The sequence below is a fragment of the Natronorubrum sp. A-ect3 genome (genome assembly GCF_041821125.1).
Classification (GTDB): domain Archaea; phylum Halobacteriota; class Halobacteria; order Halobacteriales; family Natrialbaceae; genus Natronorubrum; species Natronorubrum bangense.
Genome location: NZ_JBGUBB010000001.1, coordinates 427,345 through 447,154, shown reverse-complemented (window position 1 = coordinate 447,154; position 19,810 = coordinate 427,345). Strand labels below are relative to the sequence as shown.

The window sequence follows — 19,810 nt, the reverse complement described above, 5'->3', positions numbered from 1 at the left end:
ATTGTTGCTCACTACTCTCTACTCGTGAAGACCGTATAACGCTTTTGGGACTGGCGCACAATATTACTGCGAACTATCTCATAGCTATCCTACGGAAATATTCGCATAAGTTTTCTAAATATATGGGCTCGAGCGGGACGACTACGCCGGCACATCGCGCGCTCCACCGACACGGCGTGAATGAGTAGCCGAACTCGAGTGAGATTCGTCGAGCTCACACCAGCTAAGTGACTCACTGATCTGGGGTTTCGAGCGCGTTCATCAGAGTTGATATTGGGTCATCCAAACAATATTATACCGTCGGCACCTACGACGGGTATGAAAGCAGTGCTGGCAACTGATTTGTCCGCGGCGAGCGAGGCGACAATCGAGAACGAAACCGGCCTCGCGTGTCTGGGTCGGATCGGCATCGAGGAGATCCATCTGGTGACAGTGGTGCCGTCGAACGTCCACGCCGGGATGCCCGGTATCGACTTCGAAAAACGCCGTCGAAAGGCGCTCGGTCGCTACGAGCAGGTCATCGAGGGCGCTGGCTTCGACGTCGAGACCCACGTCGTCCGTGGGACACCTCACCGGCGGATTCGAGGTATCGGGGAGACGATCGGCGCGAGCCTGACGGTCGTCGGCTCGCGCGGGAAAAGCCCCCTCGAGAACCGGGTGATTGGCTCGACCGCGCGCAACCTCTCTCGAACGACAGTGACGCCGCTGCTGGTCAACCGCATCGAACGCGAGACCGACGAGCCGAGCATGGTCCGGAAACATCTCTTCCAGCGGATGCTGTACGCGACGGACTTCTCGAAGAACGCCGAGCAGGCGTTCGAGGCGTTCTCATATCTGCGTCATGCGGCCCAGGAGGCGACGCTGGTCCACGTCAAAACGCCGAAGGATCCGGGGCTTCCGGAGGGCGAAGATCCAGAAGCACAGCTGGCCGAACTTGCGGGCCAGCTCCAGGAATGGGGACTCGAGACACGGACGGAAACCCGTCAGGGCGACCCGTCCGACGAGATCCTCGCTGCCGAAGCCGAGTACGAACCGACGACGACCCTCGTTGGCTCGCGCGGACACAGCCGACTGCGCCGGCTGTTGCTGGGCAGCGTCTCCGAGGATCTGGTTGCCCGCGCAAACGGGAACGTGATGCTCGTGCCACCGGAGCGAACAGCGTAAGACTACCTTACAGTCGTCTCGTTTGTGACGGCACACGGACGTCGCCTTTCTCACCCGGTCCGATCACGGATGGCCGTATGGTCTTGTATCCAAAAACCACTACCACGAATCCCGGTTGGCCGGGGGTTGTTCCCCGGCACGGCGTGGCAGAGAGCCCAGACAGGCTGGCTCGCCCTCGAGAGAGATGAGACCCTCAAGCACCAGGCCCGTCACAGCGTTCCGCTCTCGCTCTGACCACAACTGGGTCTGCATCTGTCCTCGAGCCACCCGTCACGACCGCCACGAGAGCCGACTGACTGCGGTACTGACCACGAAACCGTCTCCCGCCAGCAGCGGCCCAATATTGTTCGTAATACACACAACTATTATGGTTGCAGAGGCCGTACGGTCGCCCGATGAGTGACTCTGCAGACGACGAACGAGAACGAATCCGCGAACAGAAAAAACAGGAGTTGCGCGAACGCCTCGAGAACGGCGGCAACGTCGCCGGATCCGACGCCCAGCAAGGGACCAGTCCAGCCGAACCGATCAGTATTCGAGGCAACGACCACCTCCAGACCGTCGTCAACGACCACGACGTCGTCCTCGTGGACTGCTACGCCGACTGGTGTGGTCCCTGCCAGATGCTCGAGCCGACGGTGAAGGCGCTGGCCGCAGAAACCGATGCCGCGGTCGCGAAAGTCGACATCGACGCCCACCAGCGTCTTGCCCAGCAATTGGGCGCTCGCAGCGTCCCAACGCTCATCCTCTACGCCAACGGCCAGCCCGTCGAGCGGATGGTCGGCGTACAGGACAAGGCGACGCTCAAGGGCCTCATCGATCAGCACAGCTAAGCGCCACTGTGTCGGTCAGCACAGTCGCTGCGTCTCGTCTGGTCGCTGCTTGTCATGTGGGTAGTAACAGAACGCAGACGCTGACCGCAGCCACGACAACGACTGGCAGCAGGCACTCGAAGTCCAACGCAAAGACCGGTATTTGATCGACCGAGCGGGTCAGGGAAAACTAACGATTTATACGACCAGTTCGACAGCTAACAGAGAGAGATGACTCTTCTCGAGAGTCTCGTACTCGTGTTCGTCGCGGGGGCGATTACAGCGCTGGCGACGGGGCTTGGTGCGCTACCGTTTTTCTTCTTTGACGAGATCAGCGACCGCCGGAGTGTGATGCTCTGGGGCCTCTCCTCTGGAATCATGGTCTCAGCGTCCGTGTTCGGGCTCATTGAAGAGGGGCTGACCGAAGGCACCCCACTCGAGATTGCAGCAGGGATGGCCACTGGTGTCTTGCTCGTCGTGATCGCACACGACATCCTCATGGACGCCGATATCGATCCCCGGGAGTACGAGGAGGCCGATTTCAAGAAACTCGTCCTGATCCTCGGCATTCTGACCGTCCATAGCTTTCCAGAAGGGATCGCCGTCGGCGTCTCGTTTGCGGATCTCGGTCTCGAGGACGGCGTGGCGTTTCTTGGCTTTACCGTCCCGGTGCTGGCGATCTTCATGACGATCGCGATCTCGATTCATAATATTCCGGAAGGGACGGCGATCTCGATCCCGCTGAAGTCGATGGGCGTCTCGAAGTGGAAAATGGTCTGGTGGGCGGTTTTCTCGAGTCTGCCACAGCCGCTTGGGGCTGTCATCGCCTTCACGTTCGTCAGCGTCGCCCGGGAGTTTCTACCGTTTGGCTTTGGGTTTGCTGCGGGGGCGATGATCTATCTCGTGCTGACGGAGTTCATTCCGGAAGCGTTGGATCTCGGAAAAGACCTGCCAAACGGCGGGAAGCCCGAACTCGCCGGCGGGATCGCGATCGGGGTGGCGATTATGCTGCCGCTGGCAGTTATCTGAGCGCCGGCAGCGCACCTCGAGCGGAGCCGAGTGCGAACGAGACAGTGACCCGCGCAAACGGCGTCGCAGCGATCGGGTCCGCATCGCTCACCCAGGCGAGGAACTGACTCGAGCGGTAACGAGGTGAGACGGCAGTCTCGTTGTGGGTCCAGAAGTCGTGTACGAAAACGTGTTCAGACAGCGGATCGTGAGACGAAAGCCGGACTCACGAGATTAGTCAGCCCCGGTTGGAGTGGTTTCGGACGCGGCACGCTGGCTGCGCCAGACACCCTGGAGGTAGGCGCCAGCGAACATACCGACGATTGCCCACAGGATCGTCACGTTGCCGATACCGAGGCTGGCGTAGGCCGCGCCGGGACAGATCCCCGACAGGCCCCAGCCGACGCCGAAGATCGCGCCGCCGATGAGGACGTTTCGGTCGAACGACTTCAGCCGCCGGCCGTAGGCGTCGCCAGTCAACGGTGCGCTGTCGCGCAGTCGCGGCATGATCGCGAACACGATCCCGGTGACGATCGCCGCGCCGAACATGACGAACAACAGCCCGAAGTCGGTAAACTGGAGGAAATCCAGCACGACTTCCGGGCGGGCCATGTGGCTAAAGCCGAGCCCGAAGCCGAAGATCAGGCCGCCGGCGAAGATCAGCGGCATGAACAGTGGGTGGCGGTTGCTGCTCACGGGTCGTCACCTCCTCGTTCGCTATCTCGAGACGCAAACGTCTCGCAACTCATGTTACGGACTCACCCCCATGAGCTGGACGAGCTGTGCTGTTACGATGGCGACGACCAGGAACGTCATCACGCCGACGATCGACGTCTTCGAGGCTGAACCGACGCCACAGACGCCGTGGCCAGAGGTACAGCCCTTGCCGATACGGGTCCCGATGCCGACGAAGACGCCGCCGACCAGGAGCCGCCAGGGCTGGACGTCGGTCGTCCACGCCCCACCTTGCCAGATGACGGCGTAGACGGCCGCTCCGAGGACAATTCCCAGCGTAAAGACGACCCGCCAGTCTCGAGAGGGTCGGTAGCGCTGGAACCGCGATTGGTTGGAGGCGTACGAAAGCGTCGACTCGAGGAACGTACTCGCGCCGGCGGTGATGCCGGTCCCGAGGTAGATCACTGCCGCTCCGAGGCCAACGAGCAGCCCCCCGACGGCGTATCGAAAGACACCGTTGGGAAAGAGCTCGGCGGTCAGGGAAAGCGGGACGAGTTCTGTAAACATTCAGTATCAGATCACGTGTCTTAGTCGTCTGCCAGCGAGCCCTGGCTGGCAGCACAGTTGTTCGGGCCAAGCTCGAGTTCGAAGGCTTCGTCGTCGTCGGCCTCCTGCTGGCCGAGGTTCGTTGGGATGATGTCCTCGTAGTTGGCCGGGCGTGGTGGCATATCCGAGAGGATCAGCTCGACGAAGTCTTCCTCGTCCATCGTCAGGGCAGCCATCTCGTTTTCGAGCTGGCCGACCGGTGCCGTGTAGGTGCCGTCTGCGGCGGGGACAGCGGCGTCGCTGAAGTGAGCGCCACCGATGAGCGTGTCGTCGGGTAGCGTGAGGACACGCTCCTGAAGGCTCTTGTAGAGCATGCTGGCGGCTTCGGGTGCGCCGTCGTCGCCTTCTTCCAAGTCGGGGCGGGCGACGCTCTCGATGAACAGCCCGTCGCCGGTCGCGAGCAGTTCGCCGTCGATCAGGTACGAGGTCATCCCGGAGGTGTGGCCGGGCGTGGAGACGGTCTCGATCGTGACGTCGCCGACCTCGAACTCGTCGCCGTCTGCAGCCAGCGTCATCTCATCAGCGTAGGTGACGCCACGGTCGACCGAGGCCTCGGGGATGACGCCTTCGACGCCGACGGCACCGAGTGCGCGAACGCCCGAGATGTGATCCGCGTGGATGTGCGTGTCAATCGCGTACTTCAGATCAACGCCGAGCTCGTCGGCGTCGGTGAGATAGCGGTCGGTGAACGCACGCAGTGGATCGATGACGGCCGCCTCGCCGTCGTCGTAGACGAAGTAGCCGAGACAGCCCGACGATGGGCGCTGATACTGGAGCAGGGTGCCGGCACCGTCGTAGCCGTCGACCTCGACGGCCTCGTAGATCCGTGCCCAGCCGTTCATTCCCTCCTCGAGATGGTTGACGTCGTAGCCGCGGTCGGCCAGTGCGCCGGCGACGAACTCGCTGGCACCGCCTTTCGCACAGAGGACGGTGACTTCGCGGTCGTCGGGGATCTGCTGGAGGACGTGGGCGTCGATATCGTCCTCGAGGAACTCGAAGTATGGGACGTTGATCGATTCGACGTTATCGCCGTCGATTCGCCACTCGTCGTAGTCACTTTCCATGCGCGCGTCGAGGATCGTGACCGCCTCGCCCGCATCGATTCGTGCTTTCAGTTCGGCAGGAGTAACCGATTCGACCGGTTCGTCTGGCGTTGGAAAGTCCATGTCATCCATGTTGTACAGTATCCAGTACCGGCTACTCGCACTTAAGAGTTTGTATGGTATTTCCTCCATCGCACAATACAGGCAACGGGCTGTTTAACGGAACTTATTGTTTGAACGCGCGTATAAACAGCACTAACGGAAAATAACGGGGTGTATGACGGGTTCCGGAAAACCGCAGCTATTCACAATCAGTGCAATAATCGATATCCTTTTATAGGCACGGCCAATATTGTGTATTAGCTCCAATACAGAGCACAGAGACAACATATGAGCTCAGAATACGAAACCACCGAGACGCTCGACGTGAAAGGACTGTCCTGCCCAATGCCCATCGTGAAGACCAAGCAAGCGATCGATGACCTCGAGGCAGGCGACGTTCTCGAAGTCGTTTCGACTGACTCGGGCAGCATGAGTGACATTCAGGGCTGGGCAGAAGGCACCGACGGTGTCGACCTCCTCGACCAGGTCGAGGGCGATGACCTCTACACCCACTACGTGAAGAAGACGGCATAATATGAGTACGGATAACACCACGCCGTCGGCCGACGGCACCATCGACGCCGCCGAGCTGCAGGCGCTGCGCGAGCGCGTCGACGAACTCGAGGCGTCACTGGCCGAGCTGGATGATGGCGACGACCAGCAGAAGATGACGATCATCGCGACCCAGGGGAGTTTCGATATGGCGTACCCGCCGCTGATCCTCGCGAGCACGGCGGCTGCCTTCGGCTGGGATGTCGTTGTCTTCCACACGTTCTGGGGACTCGACATCCTCCACGAGGAGAAATCGAAGGAGCTCAAACTCTCCGCCGTCGGCAATCCGAACATGCCGATGCCGAACGCCCTTGCCGCGTTGCCCGGCATGGACTCGATGGCGACGAAGATGATGCAGAAGAAAATCGACGAGAACGGCACCGCGACCATCGAGGAGCTGATCGATCTCTCGCTCGACCAGGGCGTCGATCTGCAGGCCTGCCAGATGACCATCGAGCTGATGGAGTACGACGAAAACGACTTCTACGACGGCGTGACGACAGGTGTCGGCGCAGCAACTGCGATCCAGCACATGGCCGAATCGGACGTCCAGTTGCTGGTCTAATTCATATGCCCGAACACGAATCGCCGGAGGCAAACACAAGTCCAAGTCTGCGTGTCATCGAGGCCGTCGCGGACGCAGACGACATCGATCCTGCCAGCCTCGAACCACCGCTGTACGACGTTGTCGATACGAACGCGCTGGATCGACTCTTCGAACCGACTACATCCGGACCGACGACTCGACGCGGCCGAGTCTCGTTTCAGTACCGTGGCCACGAGATTACGGTCTCCGCGAGCGGGCGCGTCGACCTCGAGTAATCCGATTACGAACAATTCTTGAGACGTGTGCACATGGCACGTAGCTGACAGCATCCACAGACAGTTCTTGACTGTCCAGCTTCGACCACGACGCAGTCACGTGATATTCGACGCAGTCACGCGTGTCTACCAAGCACAGTCACTGGCGATCGACGCTGTCGACGACTTCTTAGTATTGTGCATTTTGGGAAATACTTTACTATGGTGCGAGCGTATCGCCACTCATGACAGATCCGTTCGTCATCGTCGGCGGGGACGCAGCCGGGATGAGTGCCGCCAGCAAGGCCAAACGCGAGGCCCCGGACCGGGACGTACTCGTCTTCGAAAAAGGCGAGTGGGTCTCGTATGCGGGCTGTGGAATGCCCTACTACATCAAAGGCGACGTCGAGAACCTCGAGGACCTCGTCTCGGTCACGCCCGAGGAGTTCCGCGAGCAACGTGACGTCGACCTTCGGACCGGCCACGAGGTCGTCGCGATCGACCCCGAGGCGAAGACCGTCACCGTCGAGGCCGACGGCGAGCACTTCGAGCAGTCCTACGGCGACCTGCTGATCGGCACAGGCGCACGCGCCATCGTCCCACCGTTCGATGGGATCGACCTCGAGGGCGTGTTCACTCTCCGGAGCATGGACCAGGCAGACGCCATCGAAGAGTACGTCTCGGACCACGAGCCAGCAACCGCCGCAATCGTCGGCGGCGGCTACGTTGGCGTCGAGATGGCCGAAGCGCTCGATGAACGCGGCGTCGACGTTTCGATTTTCGAGATGCTGCCCCAGACGCTCCAGCCCTTCGGCAAGGAGACGGCACAGGTCGTCGAGGAACACCTCCGCGAGCAGGGCGTCGATCTCCATCTCGAGACCGCCGTCGAGGGCTTCGCTGGCAGCGACCACGTCGAGTCAGTCGAAGTTGAAGACGACTCGGTGTCGGCGGATCTGGTCATCGTCGGCGTTGGCGTCGCGCCAAACGTCGAACTCGCTGAGGAGGCTGGTATCGAGATCGGGGAGACGGGTGCTATCGCGACCGACGAGTACGGCCGCACGAACTACGAGAACGTCTACGCTGCGGGCGACTGTGCCGAGGCGGAAAACGTCGTCACTGGCGAGCCCGACCACGTCCCACTGGCGCTGACAGCGAACCGGGCCGGTCGAGCGATCGGCTCGACTGTTTCGGGTGAGCCCACGGAGACTGGCGGCACCGCCGGCACGGCGATCGTCAAAGCCTTCGAGCTCGGTGCTGCCCGAACCGGTGTTCTCGACGACGAGCGCGCACGCGAGGCTGGATTCGATCCCGTCTCCGTCACCATCGACACCGAGACGCGACCGCACTACTACCCCGGCGCGACCGAGCTGACCGTCACGCTCGTCGCTGACCGGGAGAGCAACCGCGTCCTCGGAGCCGGTCTCGTCGGCCCCGAGGGGACAAAACGGATCGACACCGTCGCAACGGCTGTCACGTCGGGACTGACCGTCACAGAGCTACAGAACCTCGATCTCGCCTACGCGCCGCCGTTTAGCCCCGTTTGGGATCCGATTCTCACCGCCGCGAAGGTGCTTTCGGGTCGCCTCGAGTAACGGCCTGCACGCCCCACCAGCGCTCACAGATCGGTGTGTCTCACCACGCTGGCACACCACGAACGGTCTGAAAATCGTCGCGGAGACGTCTCTTCCTCCCGGAAACCCCACTTGTTCTGTTCTCACCCGGATGCCGTGAGCTTTAAGCGGCCGTCATCCGCCTATCCGGATATGAAAGCCACCGCCATGGCCCACCCGATTCAGGGGCTGGTGAAGTATCACGGGATGCGAGACGACATCAAACGACTGCCGTACCACGACAGCATCAGCCTCTGTACGGCCCCGAGCCACACGCGGACAACCGTCGAGTTCTCGATGGACTACGACGAGGACACGTTCGTCGTCGACGGCGAGGAACTCGACGGCCGGGCCCACGAGCGGGTCGAAGCCGTCGTCGAAAAGGCACGGTCGAAATCCGACGCCGCCCACACCGTCTACCCGGTTCGCCTCGAGAGCGAGAACAGCTTCCCCTCGAACGTCGGACTCGGCTCGTCGTCATCCGGCTTTGCAGCCGCCGCGATGGCACTCGCCGAAGCCGCAGAGCTCGACGCATCGAAACAGGAGATCTCGACGATCGCTCGCGTCGGCTCGGCGTCGGCCGCTCGAGCCGTCACCGGCGCGTTCTCGCAGCTACACACGGGAATGAACGACGAGGACTGTCGCTCCAGTCGCATTCCGACCGATCTCCACGAGGACCTCAAGATCGTCGTTGGCCTCGTCCCCTACCACAAAGAGACCGAGGACGCCCACAACGAGGCTGCCGACAGCCACATGTTCCAGGCGCGTAACGCCCACATCCACGGCCAGATCGCCGAGATGCGGGATGCGCTGCGAAACAACGACTTCGAGGCTGCGTTCGAACTCGCCGAACACGACTCGCTGTCGCTCGCCGCAACCACGATGACCGGCCCCTCGGGCTGGCTCTACTGGCAGCCAGAGACGCTGGCGATCTTCAACCGCGTGCGCCAGCTCCGTGAGGAAGAGGATATTCCGGTCTACTTCTCGACCGACACCGGCGCTACCGTCTACGTCAATACGACCGAGGAGTACGCCGAGCGCGTCGAAGAAGAAATCGCCGACTGCGGCGTCTCGACGACCATCTGGGACGTCGGCGGCCCCGCCCGACTGCTGGACGACCACCTGTTCTAGGAGCCGTGCAGCTCTCCAACGCAGCCGTCGCGTGATCGGCTGCGGACTGTTTTTGGACAGCGAGTCGAAACGCCGCTCGCGACTCGAGCAGCGAGCAGCAAATTTAGGTCCAGCGATCCAGTCCCGCCTGTGTCACGCTCTCCTCGATCCGTTCGAAGCCGCGTTCGACCTCGCCGGCGTCGACGCCCCACTCGTCGGTAACGTACGCCTTTGCCGCCTCGAGATCCGGATCCAACGTCGTCTCGAACTCGTAGTCGTCGGTCACGTTCGGATCACGGAACAGCTGTCGCACGCGGTCGCCGTACTCGACACTGTCGCCGCGGGCCTCGAGGACGCTCCAGAGGTCGCCGTGTTCGGTGATCTCGGAAATCGCCGTCTTCGGGCCGATCCCGTGCACGCCGTCGTTGAAGTCGGTTCCGATGAGAATTGCCGCATCGATGAGTTGCTCCAGAGTGAGGTCGTGGTGTGCGAGGGTGGCCTCGAGATCCATCAGCTCGGGGTTACCCTTGCTCGTCAGTTGGCGCAGCGTCAGCGGTGCGCCAAACAACAGCGCGTCGTAGTCCTCCGAGCCGACGTAGTCGGCGTCGCCACGCCGGGCCATGTGAGCAGCCTGTGCTTCGCCCTCCGCTGGCGCCTCGACGATCGGGACGTCGAGTAGGCGGAGCAGTTCCCGGCTGGTCTCCTGAATCGTCGGCGTCAGTCGCTGCGTGCGGGACTCGAGTTGCGCGATCGCCACTGTGTCGCCTTCCTCGCGGGCGACCTCGAGTTGGTCCTCGTAGGTCTCGCGTTGCTCGCGGCGGGACTCGATCTCGTCGGCTTTCAGATCAGACGGGCCACCGTCGAAGACCATCACGGGCGTGATATCGTGTTCGAAGAACTTCGGAAGGCCCTGGACGATGCCAATGAGGTTGGCGACCTCGGTGCCGTCCGCGGTGGTGTATTTGTCGCTGTTCGTCCACTTGACCGTCGTCGTCAGATAGCGATAGAGCCAGTTGTGTGCGTCGACCGCGACGACACCCTCGACGTCGTCGAACGGAATCTCTTCGATGACGGCGATATCGCGTAGTGCAGCGTTTCCCATTGGCGACGTTTGGGCCGACTGGGATTTGAACTATTGGCTTCGTGCCAACGGATGTCCGTGCTCGAGTCCCTGTCAGGAGGCAGGCTCAGGCGGGTCGCTGTCGCGTCGCGACTCGAGAAACCCGTCTTCATCCTCGGAGAGGTCGCGCTCTCGAAACTGCTCGAGGCCGGCCTGATAGCGTTCTCGAGGATTCTCGATAGCAGCAGTCGGATACTCGAGCACCAGTTCGGCGATGCCTGTCGTCTCCCCCGTGTAGCCGAAGCCGGCCCGGTACAGCGCCTCGTAGGCAAACGGGTTGTTGACGGCGATTCGAAGCCGGTCGTAGCCGCGCTCTACGGCGCGATCACGAACGTGGCGCAGTAGCGCCGGGCCGATGCCCTCGCCACGGCGCCCGTGGTCGACGGTGACATAACGCAGCCACAGCGTTCCCGCGTCGGTGCGATCCTCGTTGAACGCGACGGCGGCAACGATCGTGCCGTCGTCTCGAGCGACGGCTTTCCCGGTGTTCGTCATGACGAACTTGCCGGCGTAGCTGAACCGTTTGTAATCGAGGCGTAGTTTCGGGCCATCGGGCGGCCAGCCAAGCAGATCGTACTCCACGCTGGTAGTTGCCGGCCAGCACCTATAGTCGCTACTGAATATGTCGATCGATCGCTGAACAGCGGCGTGAGAGTCGTGTCAGACGGACTGTTGTCTTCAATTACCGCCGATCGCTGGCCCTGTTTCTGGCGATCGACGATAAATAGTGACAACAATCCGTGTCCGTTGGCACCAGAGTGGGCCGTGCTCGACCATCGACGCGGTGGTTGTGCGTGCCAGTCCAACGCTTTTGGGACCGTTGATCGTAGCTGAAGCTATGAGCACCGAGACTGACGACGTGTCCGCGTTCGGTATCAGTGGCACCAGCGGCTGGTTCGTCGGTGGCGCAGTTGGTGGGGGAATCGGGGCCGCCGCGTTCGGCCTCTTGATGTGGCTGTTCGATCCTGCTGTCGTCGCCGTCGCTATCCCCGAGATTTACGGGCTCGAGCCGGTCGGTGTCGTTGGCTGGGGGGTTCATATCGCCCACGGGATCGTCCTCGGACTCGTGTTCGGATGGCTGGTAACTCGTGACCCCATCCTCGGCATTCTCCGGACGGACGTCGAGACGGACGTACTCTCACAGACCGGGATGACGCTCCGCCTCGTCGGTGCTGGCTTCGTGTTCGGCCTTGCGGTCTGGGCACTCCTCCCCGTGCTCGTCTTGCCGGTCTGGGCTGCGACGATCGGCGGTACCGCTGGTGGATTCCCGATAGCCGCTATCGAGAGCCTCGTTGGACATCTCCTGTTCGGGGTCGTCCTCGGAGTCGTCTTCGCCACGACCGCCGATCTCAGCGAGCAGCCGTCCGGGCAGCCACTCGAAGACTGATATCGCTCATCGACTCGAGTTCCGGGGTCGGCAGGTGTCGTCTCCACAGATCACCGATGGCAAATGTAAGGGAGCGATTGATGTGCTCTCGATGTCTGCCCAAGGCATGGACCCCGAACACCGCTCGTCGAACGGGTCGGCGTCGAGACAGGACGTCGTCGACGATGGGTTTCTGGTGCTTCGAAACCGGAACCGCCGGTTCGCGTGTTATTTTCTGCTCGAACACGAAACGGCGTCAGTGTCAGAGCTGGCCGACGTCGTTGTCAGCTGGATTCACACAACGGATGGCCGAATCGTCGAACCACAGTGTCGAGAGCAGTGTTATCTGAGCCTCCACCACACACACGTTCCAATGCTGGTCGAGACGGGTGTCGTGTGTTACGACGAACGTGCCGGTACCGTTTCGCTGGCGCCGTGCCCAGCGCCGATTCGGACGTTGATAACACGGGCCTGTGCGATGGAAACCAGTTCATGATCACTCACGCCGCGGTCGATCGCTCGTTCGGGCTCGAGGCCCACATCCAATGACACTCTCTACCTGCTTCACTCGACTTGAACCGCCCACGCGAACGGTCACCATCTATGCGCCACAGCCACAGCCCGACATCGTCGACTGGTTCCAGACTGGTGTCGACGCCGTCGACTACCGCTCGCTTCCGGACGAAACAGCAGCCAGCCAGAGCTTTTTTAGTATCCACGAGGACGAGACGTTCGTCGCAGCTGTCAGCCTCGACGCCGCCCGCGAGTTTCTCGAGCCACCGATCTATGAGCCGTGGACTGATGCATTCGACGACGCCGCCTATCGCCGCCTGATCGACGTCTTCGAATCGACGGTGTGGCGCTCCCTCGAGCGACGACAGCTACTCGCGGTCAGCCGTGAGATCGAAAACCGAGCCTGGCGAGCCGGCAGCGGGACGCTCCGGGTCGGATTTCAACAGGCGACTGCCCTCGAGGCGATGGCGCCTGTCTACGCCCGCCTCGCCGCGGAGACGGCACTCGACATCCACGTCTACATTGCCGACGACTGGAATCGGCCGTCGATCCCCGGCGTAACGATCCACACCAACGGCGGCGACGAGATCGGCTCGTTCTGGGTGCTCGCCTTCGACGGCGACGGCGATCCGCTTCGGACGAGCGGTCTCATCGCTCGAGAGCGCGCCGATAGCGGCTTCGATGGGCTGTGGACCGACGAGACACAGCTCGTCGCCCGACTCGAGCGGGCGCTGCGGGCGGCTGGCGAGTGACGAGCCCACCTGCTCAACGTCGGTTTCGCCACCGCCGGACCCACAACACCTCGTCTTTCATCGCCGAACAGTTGTGCGTTCGCGCGGTCGTCGTCTCCGGTCCGGCCGACAGCCTCAGAACAATCCCTGTAATCCCGGCCGGTCCGCAAGCATCGACCGATCGAGAGAGAGTCGCTCGAGTCCAACATCACGGGCGTGTTCGATCACGGCGTCGTACTCGGCTTCGGTGATCGGACGGCTGATCGCCTCGTAATACTCCTCATCGACGGCCTTGTAGTGGGGCTGGTATTGTGCCATCACGTTGACGAAAGTGTCTGCGGACAGGTCCGTCGCAACGAACTCGAGCACCCGTTTGGCGCTGTCGACGTGGTTCGGCATGACGAGGTGTCGAACGAGCACGCCGCCTGTCGCCAGCCCGGTGTCATCGAGGCGGAGGTCGCCGACCTGCCGGTGCATTTCCCGGAGCGACTCCTTGCTGTTGGACCAGTAGTTCGGCGCTTTCGAGTATTTCGCCGCCGCCTGATCGTCCGCCCACTTCACATCGGGCATGTAGATGTCGACGACACCATCGAGTCGCTTGAGGATCGCTGGTCGCTCGTAGCCACCGCAGTTCCAGACGATCGGCACGTCGAGGCCGCGCTTGTCGGCGAGCTTGACGGCTTCGACCAGATGCGGCGCGTGGTGGGTCGGCGACACGAAGTTGATGTTGTGACAGCCGTTCGCCTCGAGCTCGAGGGCCATCTCTGCGATTTCGGCCGGTGTTGCCGGCTCACCTGCTGCTTCGTGGCTGGTTTCGAAGTTCTGGCAGAAGACACACTTCATGTTGCAGTTCGCCAGAAAGATCGTCCCGCTCCCGTTGTGGCCTTTGAGACAGTCCTCTTCGCCGAAATGCGGGAAGTGTGCCGAGACGTATGCAGTGTCGTCGACCTGGCAGGTGCCCTCCTGACCAGCCGTTCGATCGACGTGACACTCGTAGGCACACAGGTCGCAGTCGGCGTATCGCTCCCACAGGTCGGTACTGCGCTGCTCGAACTCGTCGTCCGAAAGCTGCTGGTAGTTCGGTGTCGACGCTGATGACTCGACGCTCATACTGTTGAGTTTGGTACTCGATACCATAGTTGTGGTGCCACCCGACAGAATGCTCATTCAAACGGTGTGTTGAGTTCAGCGGTGTGACCTGTGACCGGGGTGGTCATCCGCGATGTCGGCCGTTCCGAACCGACGGTCCTCGAGTCGGTGTCCGACAGCGAACTGCTCGAGTAGCCGGAACTCGAGATAGGTGTCCGTCAGCCACTCGAACGCTGTCGGGCGGCCGAATCGGATCGAAGTGCCCGTCGTTCGGTTCCGGCGCGTTACTCCTCGGGTGGCACCGTCAGCACCGGGATTGGAGCCGTCTGGATCGTTCGTTGTGCGACACTTCCGACCAGAAACCTGTGGAGACCGGTCCGACCGTGGGTTCCCATGACGATCATATCGATATCGTTTTCGTCGGCGTACTCGACAATCTGTCGGGCGACGGGCCCCTCTCGAGTGGCGCCCGTGAACGCAAGACCTGCCTGTTCTACCTGTTCTCGCCCCGTCTCAACTGCCTCGTCGACACGGTCGGCCCACTCCTCGCGGAGTTTGGCCCCTCTGGTCATCTCTGGAACGACTGCCAACACGTGAACGGCTGCCTCGAGTGGGGTTGCGATCTCGATTGCCTGCTCGAGTGCGCGATAGCTGTTGTCACTGCCATCCGTCGGGACCAAAATATGCTCGACCATTGCTGCTCTGGTTCGTCCTGTCCACAATGCGGGTCATATAGGCGAGGGGTCATCCGGTCTGGAACGTCGTCCCGTTCATCGTCCGTGGCCGGCCGGTAACTCGAATCGACAGCCCGACTCCCAGTATCTATCGTAGCCACTGACGTTCAGCGGCTGCTGTAGCACAGCGGTTCCAACCGACACCCAGAGCTATGCAAGCAGAAGGCTTATAGACGTATTCGTCGGCTGAATTACATCAATGTACGAACACATTCTCATCCCGACCGACGGGAGCGAAAACGTAGCGCAGGCGATCGACAATGGAATCGCGATCGCAGACGAGTTCGGCGCAACGGTGCACGCACTGTCGGTCGTCCCGTACGTCGTCACACGCGACCGGCTTCGCCACGATCCAGAAGCCGAGGCAGAACGCGCAGTCGAAGCTATCGAACAGCGGTGTACCGAGGACGGAGTCGATGTGCGTACGGAAGTTCGGACGGGAAACCCACCAGAAGAGGTGCTCGCCTACAGTGAAGACCACGATATCGATGTCATCATTATGGGAACCCACGGGAGAAGTGGGCTCGAGCACGCCATTATCGGGAGTGTTGCGGAACGAGTCGTCCGAAGGTCGTCGGTACCCGTCTTGACAGTGCGTCCGGAAGACTGAGACGGATATCGCGTCGGTGGCTCTGAGACGCGCGGACAACGCCTAGCAGCTCGCGAATTTGCTCGCAGCAGACGTGCGCGGACCGGGATTTGAACTCCCCCTGAGAACCGACTCGCTCCGCTCGCAGAACCTCAGTATAATTCAAACCCTCATGCGACTGCTGCTGCTCGCGAATTTGCTCGCAGCAGAAGTGCGCGGACCGGGATTTGAACCCGGGCCATGAGCTTGGAAGGCTCAGGTCCTACCACTAGACCATCCGCGCCTATCTCCCATTTCTGGTTCCGTGTTTAAGATGCTTCCGTTTTCGATCAACCCGCTCGAGTCGGCCATTCCTGGCCCCCATTTTCGACCATACTTGACGCTATCACTCCGCTCGCGGGCTCGAGTCGGCCGCTCCCGCGACCGTCGCATAGCAGTTACCACTCGAGACCTCCCACTCGAGTACCTCGAGTGCGCTCGCCTCGAGCGCCGTGTCGAACTCCTCGGGGCTGTAGATATGGTAGAACCGGTCAACGATCTCGCCACCCGGCAGCGTCCACTCGACAGTCGTGTCGAATCCTTCCGTTTCGTCGAATTTGTCGTGGGCGGTCGACCACACGCTGAGGAGTGCGCGGCCATCTGGAGCGAGAACGCGTGCGAGTTCGTCGAGACTATCGCGTCGTGCTCGCTGGGTCGGCAGGTGATGGAGCGTCGCGACGTAGACGGCGATGTCGACGCTGTCGGCAGCCAGCGGCAGTCTCGCGGCGTCGCCCTGACAGAGCGCGACCTCGAACTCGCGCTCACAGGCGCGTTCACGCCCAGTCTCGAGGAGTCCGCGGCTGGCGTCGAGGCCGACGACTGGTTCGCAGTGAGGGGCCAACAGCTCGGCGTGGCGACAGTTGCCACAGCCAAGATCGAGCCCGGTAGGCGGCGTGTCCGAGTCAGTCTCGAGGCCGTCGACATACGTCTCGACGAACGTCTCGACTTCGGGCCAGGCATACTCTCTGGTGGCGGCGAAGTGGGTGGCAATCCGGTCGTAAGTGTCACGAACGGCGACTCGTCGCGAGGTATCGGCTCGCGTTTGCTCCTCGGCCATTGTCCGTCCTCGTTGGGGAGCGCGCAAAAAGCGTTCGCAACGCCAGCAGACGACGGACACGCTCGTGATCGAGAGGGCCACTGCACTCACACGATGGTGGGTTGAAACGGGAGCCGTTGAGATGTGCTGGTCACGTGGCCACCGCGACGTGACGGTTCGCTGTGCGTTACGTTGATACGGTGTGAGTGCGAATCGGTAGATACGGAATGAGGCGCGAGCACTTCACGTTAGATGTCAACAATGTCGACTGGGTCGAGACCAACGGTGAGCCGAGCAAACCCTCGGTATCGATTGACTTTACTGGCCCGGCGACGATGCTTCGCGAGCGCCTTACCGGCCCCGACGGAGACGTTCTCGAGGCAGCGGAAACCGATGTTGCACTCCGATTACAGGGCCCACTGGGCGACGGTACCGCGGGTGTCGTCAGCGTTACGAACCGGGTCACCGGCGAGTTCATTCTCGAACTCAATGAGGATGCCGACGATGTCCTGACGTTTATCCAGGCCGCACGTGGCTACGGTGAGGACGAAACCGAAGCCGAGGGACGCTATGAGGTCGAAATCAGTCTCGATGGCGACCCGTTTGTCAGCTACGACAAACAAACGTTTCTCGTCTACGACGACGAGGGAGATCTGCTTCGCCAACACAGTTTGATCCCGAGCGGCGTCGAACTCTGATCGGCGAGCAGTCTTTTTACCCGACTGGATCTGACCGGCAGATATAAGTGTTTTAGGCGCGCCTAAAAGAACGAACGCCGGCAGATGCCGGAGGGGGGCGATCAATGGCGAACGGACAACTGCTCACAACGACGGCTGGAGAACAACCGGATACACCGACGGTGTCGGCGGATGACGTCGTGCTCGAACTCGAGAACGTCGGCAAACGGTACGGTACCGAAGAAGTCATCCCAGATCTCTCTGTGACCGTCCGCGACGGTGAGATCCTCACGTTGCTCGGCCCGTCCGGCTGTGGCAAAACGACGACGTTACGGCTGATCGCCGGCCTCGAGAAACCGAACAGCGGCCAGATCCGTCTTCGAGACACTGACGTCGCCGGTGACTGTCGATTCGTGCCACCGGAAGACCGCGGCGTCGGCGTCGTTTTCCAGGAGTTCGCGCTGTTTCCACACCTGACCGCCCGCGAGAACGTTGCCTTTGGGCTCCAAGAGTGGGCCGAAACCGAACGCGACGCACGCGTTGACGAACTCCTCGAGCTCGTCGGGCTCGAGACACAGGGCGAGGCCTATCCGGAGGAACTCTCCGGCGGGCAACAACAGCGGATCGCCCTTGCTCGCTCGCTTGCGCCCGAACCCGAGATGCTGTTGCTCGACGAACCGTTCTCGAATCTGGACGTGGATCTGCGCGTCGAGATGCGCGAGGAGGTTCGTCGGATTATCAAGGAAGCTGGTGTCACTGCCATCTCAGTCACTCACGACCAGGAAGAAGCACTCTCGATCTCCGACCGTGTTGCCGTGATGAACAACGGCGCGATCGAACAGATCGACACGCCACAGCAGGTCTTTCAGCAGCCCGAGTCGCGGTTCGTCGCTGGCTTTCTCGGCCACGCCAGCTTTCTCTCGGGAGCGGTCCACGGCGACAGCGTCGACACCGCACTCGGTCGCGTGCTTCGTGATGACGTCCACGGCCTTGCCCACCAGTACGACGGCACCAACATCGACCTGCTTGTCCGCCCCGATGACGTGACGGCCTTCCTAGCCGAGGAGTCGGAAGCCAACGGCAGTGTGGTCTACCGCCGGTATCTCGGCCCGACTGTCCTGTATCGTGTTGAACTCGACACCGGTGAAACCATCGAGTGTATGCACAACCACTCCGACCAGATCGATCTCGACGAGCGTGTTACCGTCCGCGTCACGGCCGACCACGAACTCGCATGGTTCCCAGCCGGCCAGCGCGACGGGACGACGCCTGTTGGTGCGGACTGAGACGAGCTGCTGTCACGATCTGCTGGCACGACTGCGAGCCGCCTTGTGGTCGCCCCGATACTGATTGTGTCCGGCTGCGTTGCCGCTGCGCCGCGTGGAGAAACAAACACACAGGTTGATACGTTTTCGTCGCGATTTGAACAGTATGGCTGACAGGAACTGGCATCGAATCGCGTCGGGGTGTGGACTCGCCGCACCGATCGTCGCTCTGGGTGCAATTTTCCTTGCGACCCTGCTTGCTGCCCCGGAAACGTTCACCTGGCGCGACCGCGCGCTCTCGGATATGGGCCGCTATGGCGCCACCACTTTCTTGCTTTTCAACGGCGGGCTCGTTCTCGGTGGACTGCTTGGACTCCCGTTTGGCTGGCGACTCTGGGTGGCGAGTCAGACCACCCTCGAGCGCCTCGGCGTCGGCTTGCTGTGGGGTGCAACGATCGGACTGGTCGGTGTGGGTGTCTTCTTTCTCGACCACACTGAGTTCTATCTCACAACGAGTCTGCATGGGCCGGCTGCCGTGCTGTTTTTCGGACTCGCACCGTTTGCACAGTGGCTCTACGGCACTGGACTCGTCCTGGTCGAGAAGCCACGACTCGGACTGGCATCGATCTGGCTCGGACTAGTGCATCCACTCGGCTGGCTCGGTTGGTTGCTGTTTCGAGTCGGCAGCGATGACCCAATGGCGTGGTTTGCCGTCCCGGAGTTCGTCGCTGCGCTTGCCTTCGGCAGTTGGGTCCTCCTCATTGCCGGCATTCAGTGGCGACGAGACGGGAGCAGAACCACCGTACCGAGCCGCTGAGCGCCCGAGACGGGTTTTACGACAAGCGCACACAACGCTTAAATCGAAACCGTTCATACAACGGTGTATGCATAAGGACGAACTCCTCGAGCTCCACGAAGAACTCGTCGTCATCATGGAGCACTTCTCCCAGCGAGAAGACGTGGATGAGACACTTTTCGAGCCGTACCACGAACTCGACGTCGATCCATCACACGTCCACAAATCGAAAAGCGAACACAAACACGCCGTCTTCATCCTCGGCAACGCCCTTGCAAACGGCATGAGCGAAGACGAGTTCTCGAGCGCCGGTCGAATCGGCAAACGGATGAAAGAACTCGCCGAAGACGCCGAGTCGAAAATCTAGGCGAA

Annotated in this window: 24 protein-coding genes and 1 tRNA gene; 16 read left to right on the top strand and 9 right to left on the bottom strand. The window is 61.6% G+C overall.

Annotated elements, in window-relative coordinates; genetic code table 11:
- The first annotated feature begins 318 nt into the window (after positions 1-318).
- The 3 genes from ACERJA_RS02275 to ACERJA_RS02265 all read left to right on the top strand — a co-directional run bounded on the left by ACERJA_RS02275 (position 319) and on the right by ACERJA_RS02265 (position 3,005).
- Positions 319-1,164, top strand: coding sequence for a universal stress protein (locus ACERJA_RS02275; protein ID WP_373606685.1), 846 nt, complete (start codon positions 319-321; stop codon positions 1,162-1,164).
- Positions 1,165-1,559: 395 nt separating this feature from the next.
- Positions 1,560-1,997, top strand: a complete 438-nt coding sequence (trxA, locus tag ACERJA_RS02270; protein ID WP_373606684.1) for a thioredoxin — start codon at positions 1,560-1,562, stop codon at positions 1,995-1,997.
- A 210-nt stretch (positions 1,998-2,207) separates the two neighbouring features.
- On the top strand, positions 2,208-3,005 hold the full coding sequence (locus ACERJA_RS02265) for a ZIP family metal transporter (protein ID WP_373606683.1): 798 nt from the start codon (positions 2,208-2,210) through the stop codon (positions 3,003-3,005).
- A gap of 213 nt (positions 3,006-3,218) precedes the next feature.
- Here the strand turns inward: ACERJA_RS02265 and ACERJA_RS02260 are convergent, their stop codons facing one another.
- From ACERJA_RS02260 to ACERJA_RS02250, 3 genes are all read right to left on the bottom strand, one after another.
- Positions 3,219-3,653: a YeeE/YedE family protein gene (locus tag ACERJA_RS02260; protein ID WP_373607443.1), complete on the bottom strand. Its 435-nt coding sequence runs from the start codon at positions 3,651-3,653 to the stop codon at positions 3,219-3,221.
- Between the two features lie 81 nt (positions 3,654-3,734).
- Positions 3,735-4,226, bottom strand: a complete 492-nt coding sequence (locus tag ACERJA_RS02255) for a YeeE/YedE family protein (protein ID WP_373606682.1) — start codon at positions 4,224-4,226, stop codon at positions 3,735-3,737.
- Between the two features lie 20 nt (positions 4,227-4,246).
- Positions 4,247-5,440, bottom strand: coding sequence for an MBL fold metallo-hydrolase (locus tag ACERJA_RS02250; protein WP_373607442.1), 1,194 nt, complete (start codon positions 5,438-5,440; stop codon positions 4,247-4,249).
- Positions 5,441-5,698: 258 nt separating this feature from the next.
- Between ACERJA_RS02250 and ACERJA_RS02245 the strand changes: the two genes are divergently transcribed.
- The 5 genes from ACERJA_RS02245 (at position 5,699) to mvaD (ending at position 9,504) form a co-directional block, all read left to right on the top strand.
- Positions 5,699-5,944: a sulfurtransferase TusA family protein gene (locus ACERJA_RS02245; protein ID WP_373606681.1), complete on the top strand. Its 246-nt coding sequence runs from the start codon at positions 5,699-5,701 to the stop codon at positions 5,942-5,944.
- A 1-nt stretch (position 5,945) separates the two neighbouring features.
- A complete protein-coding gene (locus tag ACERJA_RS02240; protein ID WP_373606680.1) occupies positions 5,946-6,527 on the top strand; it encodes a DsrE/DsrF/DrsH-like family protein in 582 nt (193 codons plus the stop codon).
- Positions 6,528-6,532: 5 nt separating this feature from the next.
- Positions 6,533-6,784, top strand: coding sequence for a HalOD1 output domain-containing protein (locus ACERJA_RS02235; RefSeq protein ID WP_373606679.1), 252 nt, complete (start codon positions 6,533-6,535; stop codon positions 6,782-6,784).
- Between the two features lie 224 nt (positions 6,785-7,008).
- Positions 7,009-8,355, top strand: a complete 1,347-nt coding sequence (locus ACERJA_RS02230; RefSeq protein ID WP_373606678.1) for an FAD-dependent oxidoreductase — start codon at positions 7,009-7,011, stop codon at positions 8,353-8,355.
- Positions 8,356-8,526: 171 nt separating this feature from the next.
- Positions 8,527-9,504 carry a phosphomevalonate decarboxylase MvaD gene (gene mvaD / locus ACERJA_RS02225; RefSeq protein WP_373606677.1) on the top strand — a complete coding sequence of 326 codons (978 nt, stop codon included), beginning with the start codon at positions 8,527-8,529 and terminating at the stop codon, positions 9,502-9,504.
- A 103-nt stretch (positions 9,505-9,607) separates the two neighbouring features.
- Here the strand turns inward: mvaD and fen are convergent, their stop codons facing one another.
- Together fen and ACERJA_RS02215 are read right to left on the bottom strand one after the other, a co-directional pair.
- A complete protein-coding gene (gene fen / locus ACERJA_RS02220; RefSeq protein ID WP_373606676.1) occupies positions 9,608-10,585 on the bottom strand; it encodes a flap endonuclease-1 in 978 nt (325 codons plus the stop codon).
- A 72-nt stretch (positions 10,586-10,657) separates the two neighbouring features.
- Entirely contained in the window at positions 10,658-11,185 is a 528-nt protein-coding gene (locus tag ACERJA_RS02215; RefSeq protein WP_373606675.1) for a GNAT family N-acetyltransferase, read from the bottom strand.
- 256 nt (positions 11,186-11,441) lie between these two features.
- Between ACERJA_RS02215 and ACERJA_RS02210 the strand changes: the two genes are divergently transcribed.
- The 3 genes from ACERJA_RS02210 to ACERJA_RS02200 all read left to right on the top strand — a co-directional run bounded on the left by ACERJA_RS02210 (position 11,442) and on the right by ACERJA_RS02200 (position 13,234).
- A complete protein-coding gene (locus ACERJA_RS02210) occupies positions 11,442-11,990 on the top strand; it encodes a hypothetical protein (protein ID WP_373606674.1) in 549 nt (182 codons plus the stop codon).
- A 91-nt stretch (positions 11,991-12,081) separates the two neighbouring features.
- The gene (locus ACERJA_RS02205) at positions 12,082-12,465 is read left to right on the top strand and encodes a hypothetical protein (RefSeq protein ID WP_373606673.1); all 384 of its coding nucleotides are present in this window, start codon (positions 12,082-12,084) and stop codon (positions 12,463-12,465) included.
- Between the two features lie 49 nt (positions 12,466-12,514).
- Positions 12,515-13,234 carry a DICT sensory domain-containing protein gene (locus tag ACERJA_RS02200; protein WP_373606672.1) on the top strand — a complete coding sequence of 240 codons (720 nt, stop codon included), beginning with the start codon at positions 12,515-12,517 and terminating at the stop codon, positions 13,232-13,234.
- 114 nt (positions 13,235-13,348) lie between these two features.
- Here ACERJA_RS02200 and ACERJA_RS02195 read toward each other — a convergent pair whose 3' ends face one another.
- Together ACERJA_RS02195 and ACERJA_RS02190 are read right to left on the bottom strand one after the other, a co-directional pair.
- Complete coding sequence (locus ACERJA_RS02195) at positions 13,349-14,323, bottom strand: radical SAM protein (protein WP_373606671.1); 975 nt, start codon at positions 14,321-14,323, stop codon at positions 13,349-13,351.
- A 263-nt stretch (positions 14,324-14,586) separates the two neighbouring features.
- A complete protein-coding gene (locus ACERJA_RS02190) occupies positions 14,587-14,997 on the bottom strand; it encodes a universal stress protein (RefSeq protein WP_373606670.1) in 411 nt (136 codons plus the stop codon).
- Positions 14,998-15,235: 238 nt separating this feature from the next.
- Between ACERJA_RS02190 and ACERJA_RS02185 the strand changes: the two genes are divergently transcribed.
- Positions 15,236-15,646 (top strand): universal stress protein, encoded by a 411-nt coding sequence (locus ACERJA_RS02185; protein ID WP_373606669.1) that lies wholly within the window; start codon positions 15,236-15,238, stop codon positions 15,644-15,646.
- 191 nt (positions 15,647-15,837) lie between these two features.
- Here ACERJA_RS02185 and ACERJA_RS02180 read toward each other — a convergent pair.
- Both ACERJA_RS02180 and ACERJA_RS02175 read right to left on the bottom strand, forming a co-directional pair.
- A tRNA-Gly gene (locus ACERJA_RS02180) sits at positions 15,838-15,908 on the bottom strand.
- A gap of 102 nt (positions 15,909-16,010) precedes the next feature.
- Positions 16,011-16,721: a class I SAM-dependent methyltransferase gene (locus ACERJA_RS02175; protein WP_373606668.1), complete on the bottom strand. Its 711-nt coding sequence runs from the start codon at positions 16,719-16,721 to the stop codon at positions 16,011-16,013.
- A gap of 206 nt (positions 16,722-16,927) precedes the next feature.
- Between ACERJA_RS02175 and ACERJA_RS02170 the strand changes: the two genes are divergently transcribed.
- The 4 genes from ACERJA_RS02170 to ACERJA_RS02155 all read left to right on the top strand — a co-directional run bounded on the left by ACERJA_RS02170 (position 16,928) and on the right by ACERJA_RS02155 (position 19,805).
- Positions 16,928-17,398, top strand: a complete 471-nt coding sequence (locus ACERJA_RS02170; RefSeq protein WP_373606667.1) for a DUF5793 family protein — start codon at positions 16,928-16,930, stop codon at positions 17,396-17,398.
- A 104-nt stretch (positions 17,399-17,502) separates the two neighbouring features.
- Complete coding sequence (locus tag ACERJA_RS02165) at positions 17,503-18,663, top strand: ABC transporter ATP-binding protein (RefSeq protein ID WP_373606666.1); 1,161 nt, start codon at positions 17,503-17,505, stop codon at positions 18,661-18,663.
- Positions 18,664-18,808: 145 nt separating this feature from the next.
- Complete coding sequence (locus ACERJA_RS02160; protein WP_373606665.1) at positions 18,809-19,459, top strand: DUF998 domain-containing protein; 651 nt, start codon at positions 18,809-18,811, stop codon at positions 19,457-19,459.
- A gap of 67 nt (positions 19,460-19,526) precedes the next feature.
- Positions 19,527-19,805, top strand: a complete 279-nt coding sequence (locus ACERJA_RS02155) for a UPF0058 family protein (RefSeq protein ID WP_006068029.1) — start codon at positions 19,527-19,529, stop codon at positions 19,803-19,805.
- The last annotated feature ends 5 nt before the right edge of the window (positions 19,806-19,810 follow it).

Bases quoted from the DNA above. Each gene is read 5' to 3' on its own strand.
- ACERJA_RS02275 (WP_373606685.1), top strand. From the start codon at position 319: ATGAAAGCAGTGCTGGCAACTGATTTGTCCGCGGCGAGCGAGGCGACA.
- trxA (WP_373606684.1), top strand. From the start codon at position 1,560: ATGAGTGACTCTGCAGACGACGAACGAGAACGAATCCGCGAACAGAAA.
- ACERJA_RS02265 (WP_373606683.1), top strand. From the start codon at position 2,208: ATGACTCTTCTCGAGAGTCTCGTACTCGTGTTCGTCGCGGGGGCGATT.
- ACERJA_RS02260 (WP_373607443.1), bottom strand. From the start codon at position 3,653: ATGCCGCTGATCTTCGCCGGCGGCCTGATCTTCGGCTTCGGGCTCGGC.
- ACERJA_RS02255 (WP_373606682.1), bottom strand. From the start codon at position 4,226: ATGTTTACAGAACTCGTCCCGCTTTCCCTGACCGCCGAGCTCTTTCCC.
- ACERJA_RS02250 (WP_373607442.1), bottom strand. From the start codon at position 5,440: ATGGATGACATGGACTTTCCAACGCCAGACGAACCGGTCGAATCGGTT.
- ACERJA_RS02245 (WP_373606681.1), top strand. From the start codon at position 5,699: ATGAGCTCAGAATACGAAACCACCGAGACGCTCGACGTGAAAGGACTG.
- ACERJA_RS02240 (WP_373606680.1), top strand. From the start codon at position 5,946: ATGAGTACGGATAACACCACGCCGTCGGCCGACGGCACCATCGACGCC.
- ACERJA_RS02235 (WP_373606679.1), top strand. From the start codon at position 6,533: ATGCCCGAACACGAATCGCCGGAGGCAAACACAAGTCCAAGTCTGCGT.
- ACERJA_RS02230 (WP_373606678.1), top strand. From the start codon at position 7,009: ATGACAGATCCGTTCGTCATCGTCGGCGGGGACGCAGCCGGGATGAGT.
- mvaD (WP_373606677.1), top strand. From the start codon at position 8,527: ATGAAAGCCACCGCCATGGCCCACCCGATTCAGGGGCTGGTGAAGTAT.
- fen (WP_373606676.1), bottom strand. From the start codon at position 10,585: ATGGGAAACGCTGCACTACGCGATATCGCCGTCATCGAAGAGATTCCG.
- ACERJA_RS02210 (WP_373606674.1), top strand. From the start codon at position 11,442: ATGAGCACCGAGACTGACGACGTGTCCGCGTTCGGTATCAGTGGCACC.
- ACERJA_RS02205 (WP_373606673.1), top strand. From the start codon at position 12,082: ATGTCTGCCCAAGGCATGGACCCCGAACACCGCTCGTCGAACGGGTCG.
- ACERJA_RS02200 (WP_373606672.1), top strand. From the start codon at position 12,515: ATGACACTCTCTACCTGCTTCACTCGACTTGAACCGCCCACGCGAACG.
- ACERJA_RS02195 (WP_373606671.1), bottom strand. From the start codon at position 14,323: ATGAGCGTCGAGTCATCAGCGTCGACACCGAACTACCAGCAGCTTTCG.
- ACERJA_RS02190 (WP_373606670.1), bottom strand. From the start codon at position 14,997: ATGGTCGAGCATATTTTGGTCCCGACGGATGGCAGTGACAACAGCTAT.
- ACERJA_RS02185 (WP_373606669.1), top strand. From the start codon at position 15,236: ATGTACGAACACATTCTCATCCCGACCGACGGGAGCGAAAACGTAGCG.
- ACERJA_RS02175 (WP_373606668.1), bottom strand. From the start codon at position 16,721: ATGGCCGAGGAGCAAACGCGAGCCGATACCTCGCGACGAGTCGCCGTT.
- ACERJA_RS02170 (WP_373606667.1), top strand. From the start codon at position 16,928: ATGAGGCGCGAGCACTTCACGTTAGATGTCAACAATGTCGACTGGGTC.
- ACERJA_RS02165 (WP_373606666.1), top strand. From the start codon at position 17,503: ATGGCGAACGGACAACTGCTCACAACGACGGCTGGAGAACAACCGGAT.
- ACERJA_RS02160 (WP_373606665.1), top strand. From the start codon at position 18,809: ATGGCTGACAGGAACTGGCATCGAATCGCGTCGGGGTGTGGACTCGCC.
- ACERJA_RS02155 (WP_006068029.1), top strand. From the start codon at position 19,527: ATGCATAAGGACGAACTCCTCGAGCTCCACGAAGAACTCGTCGTCATC.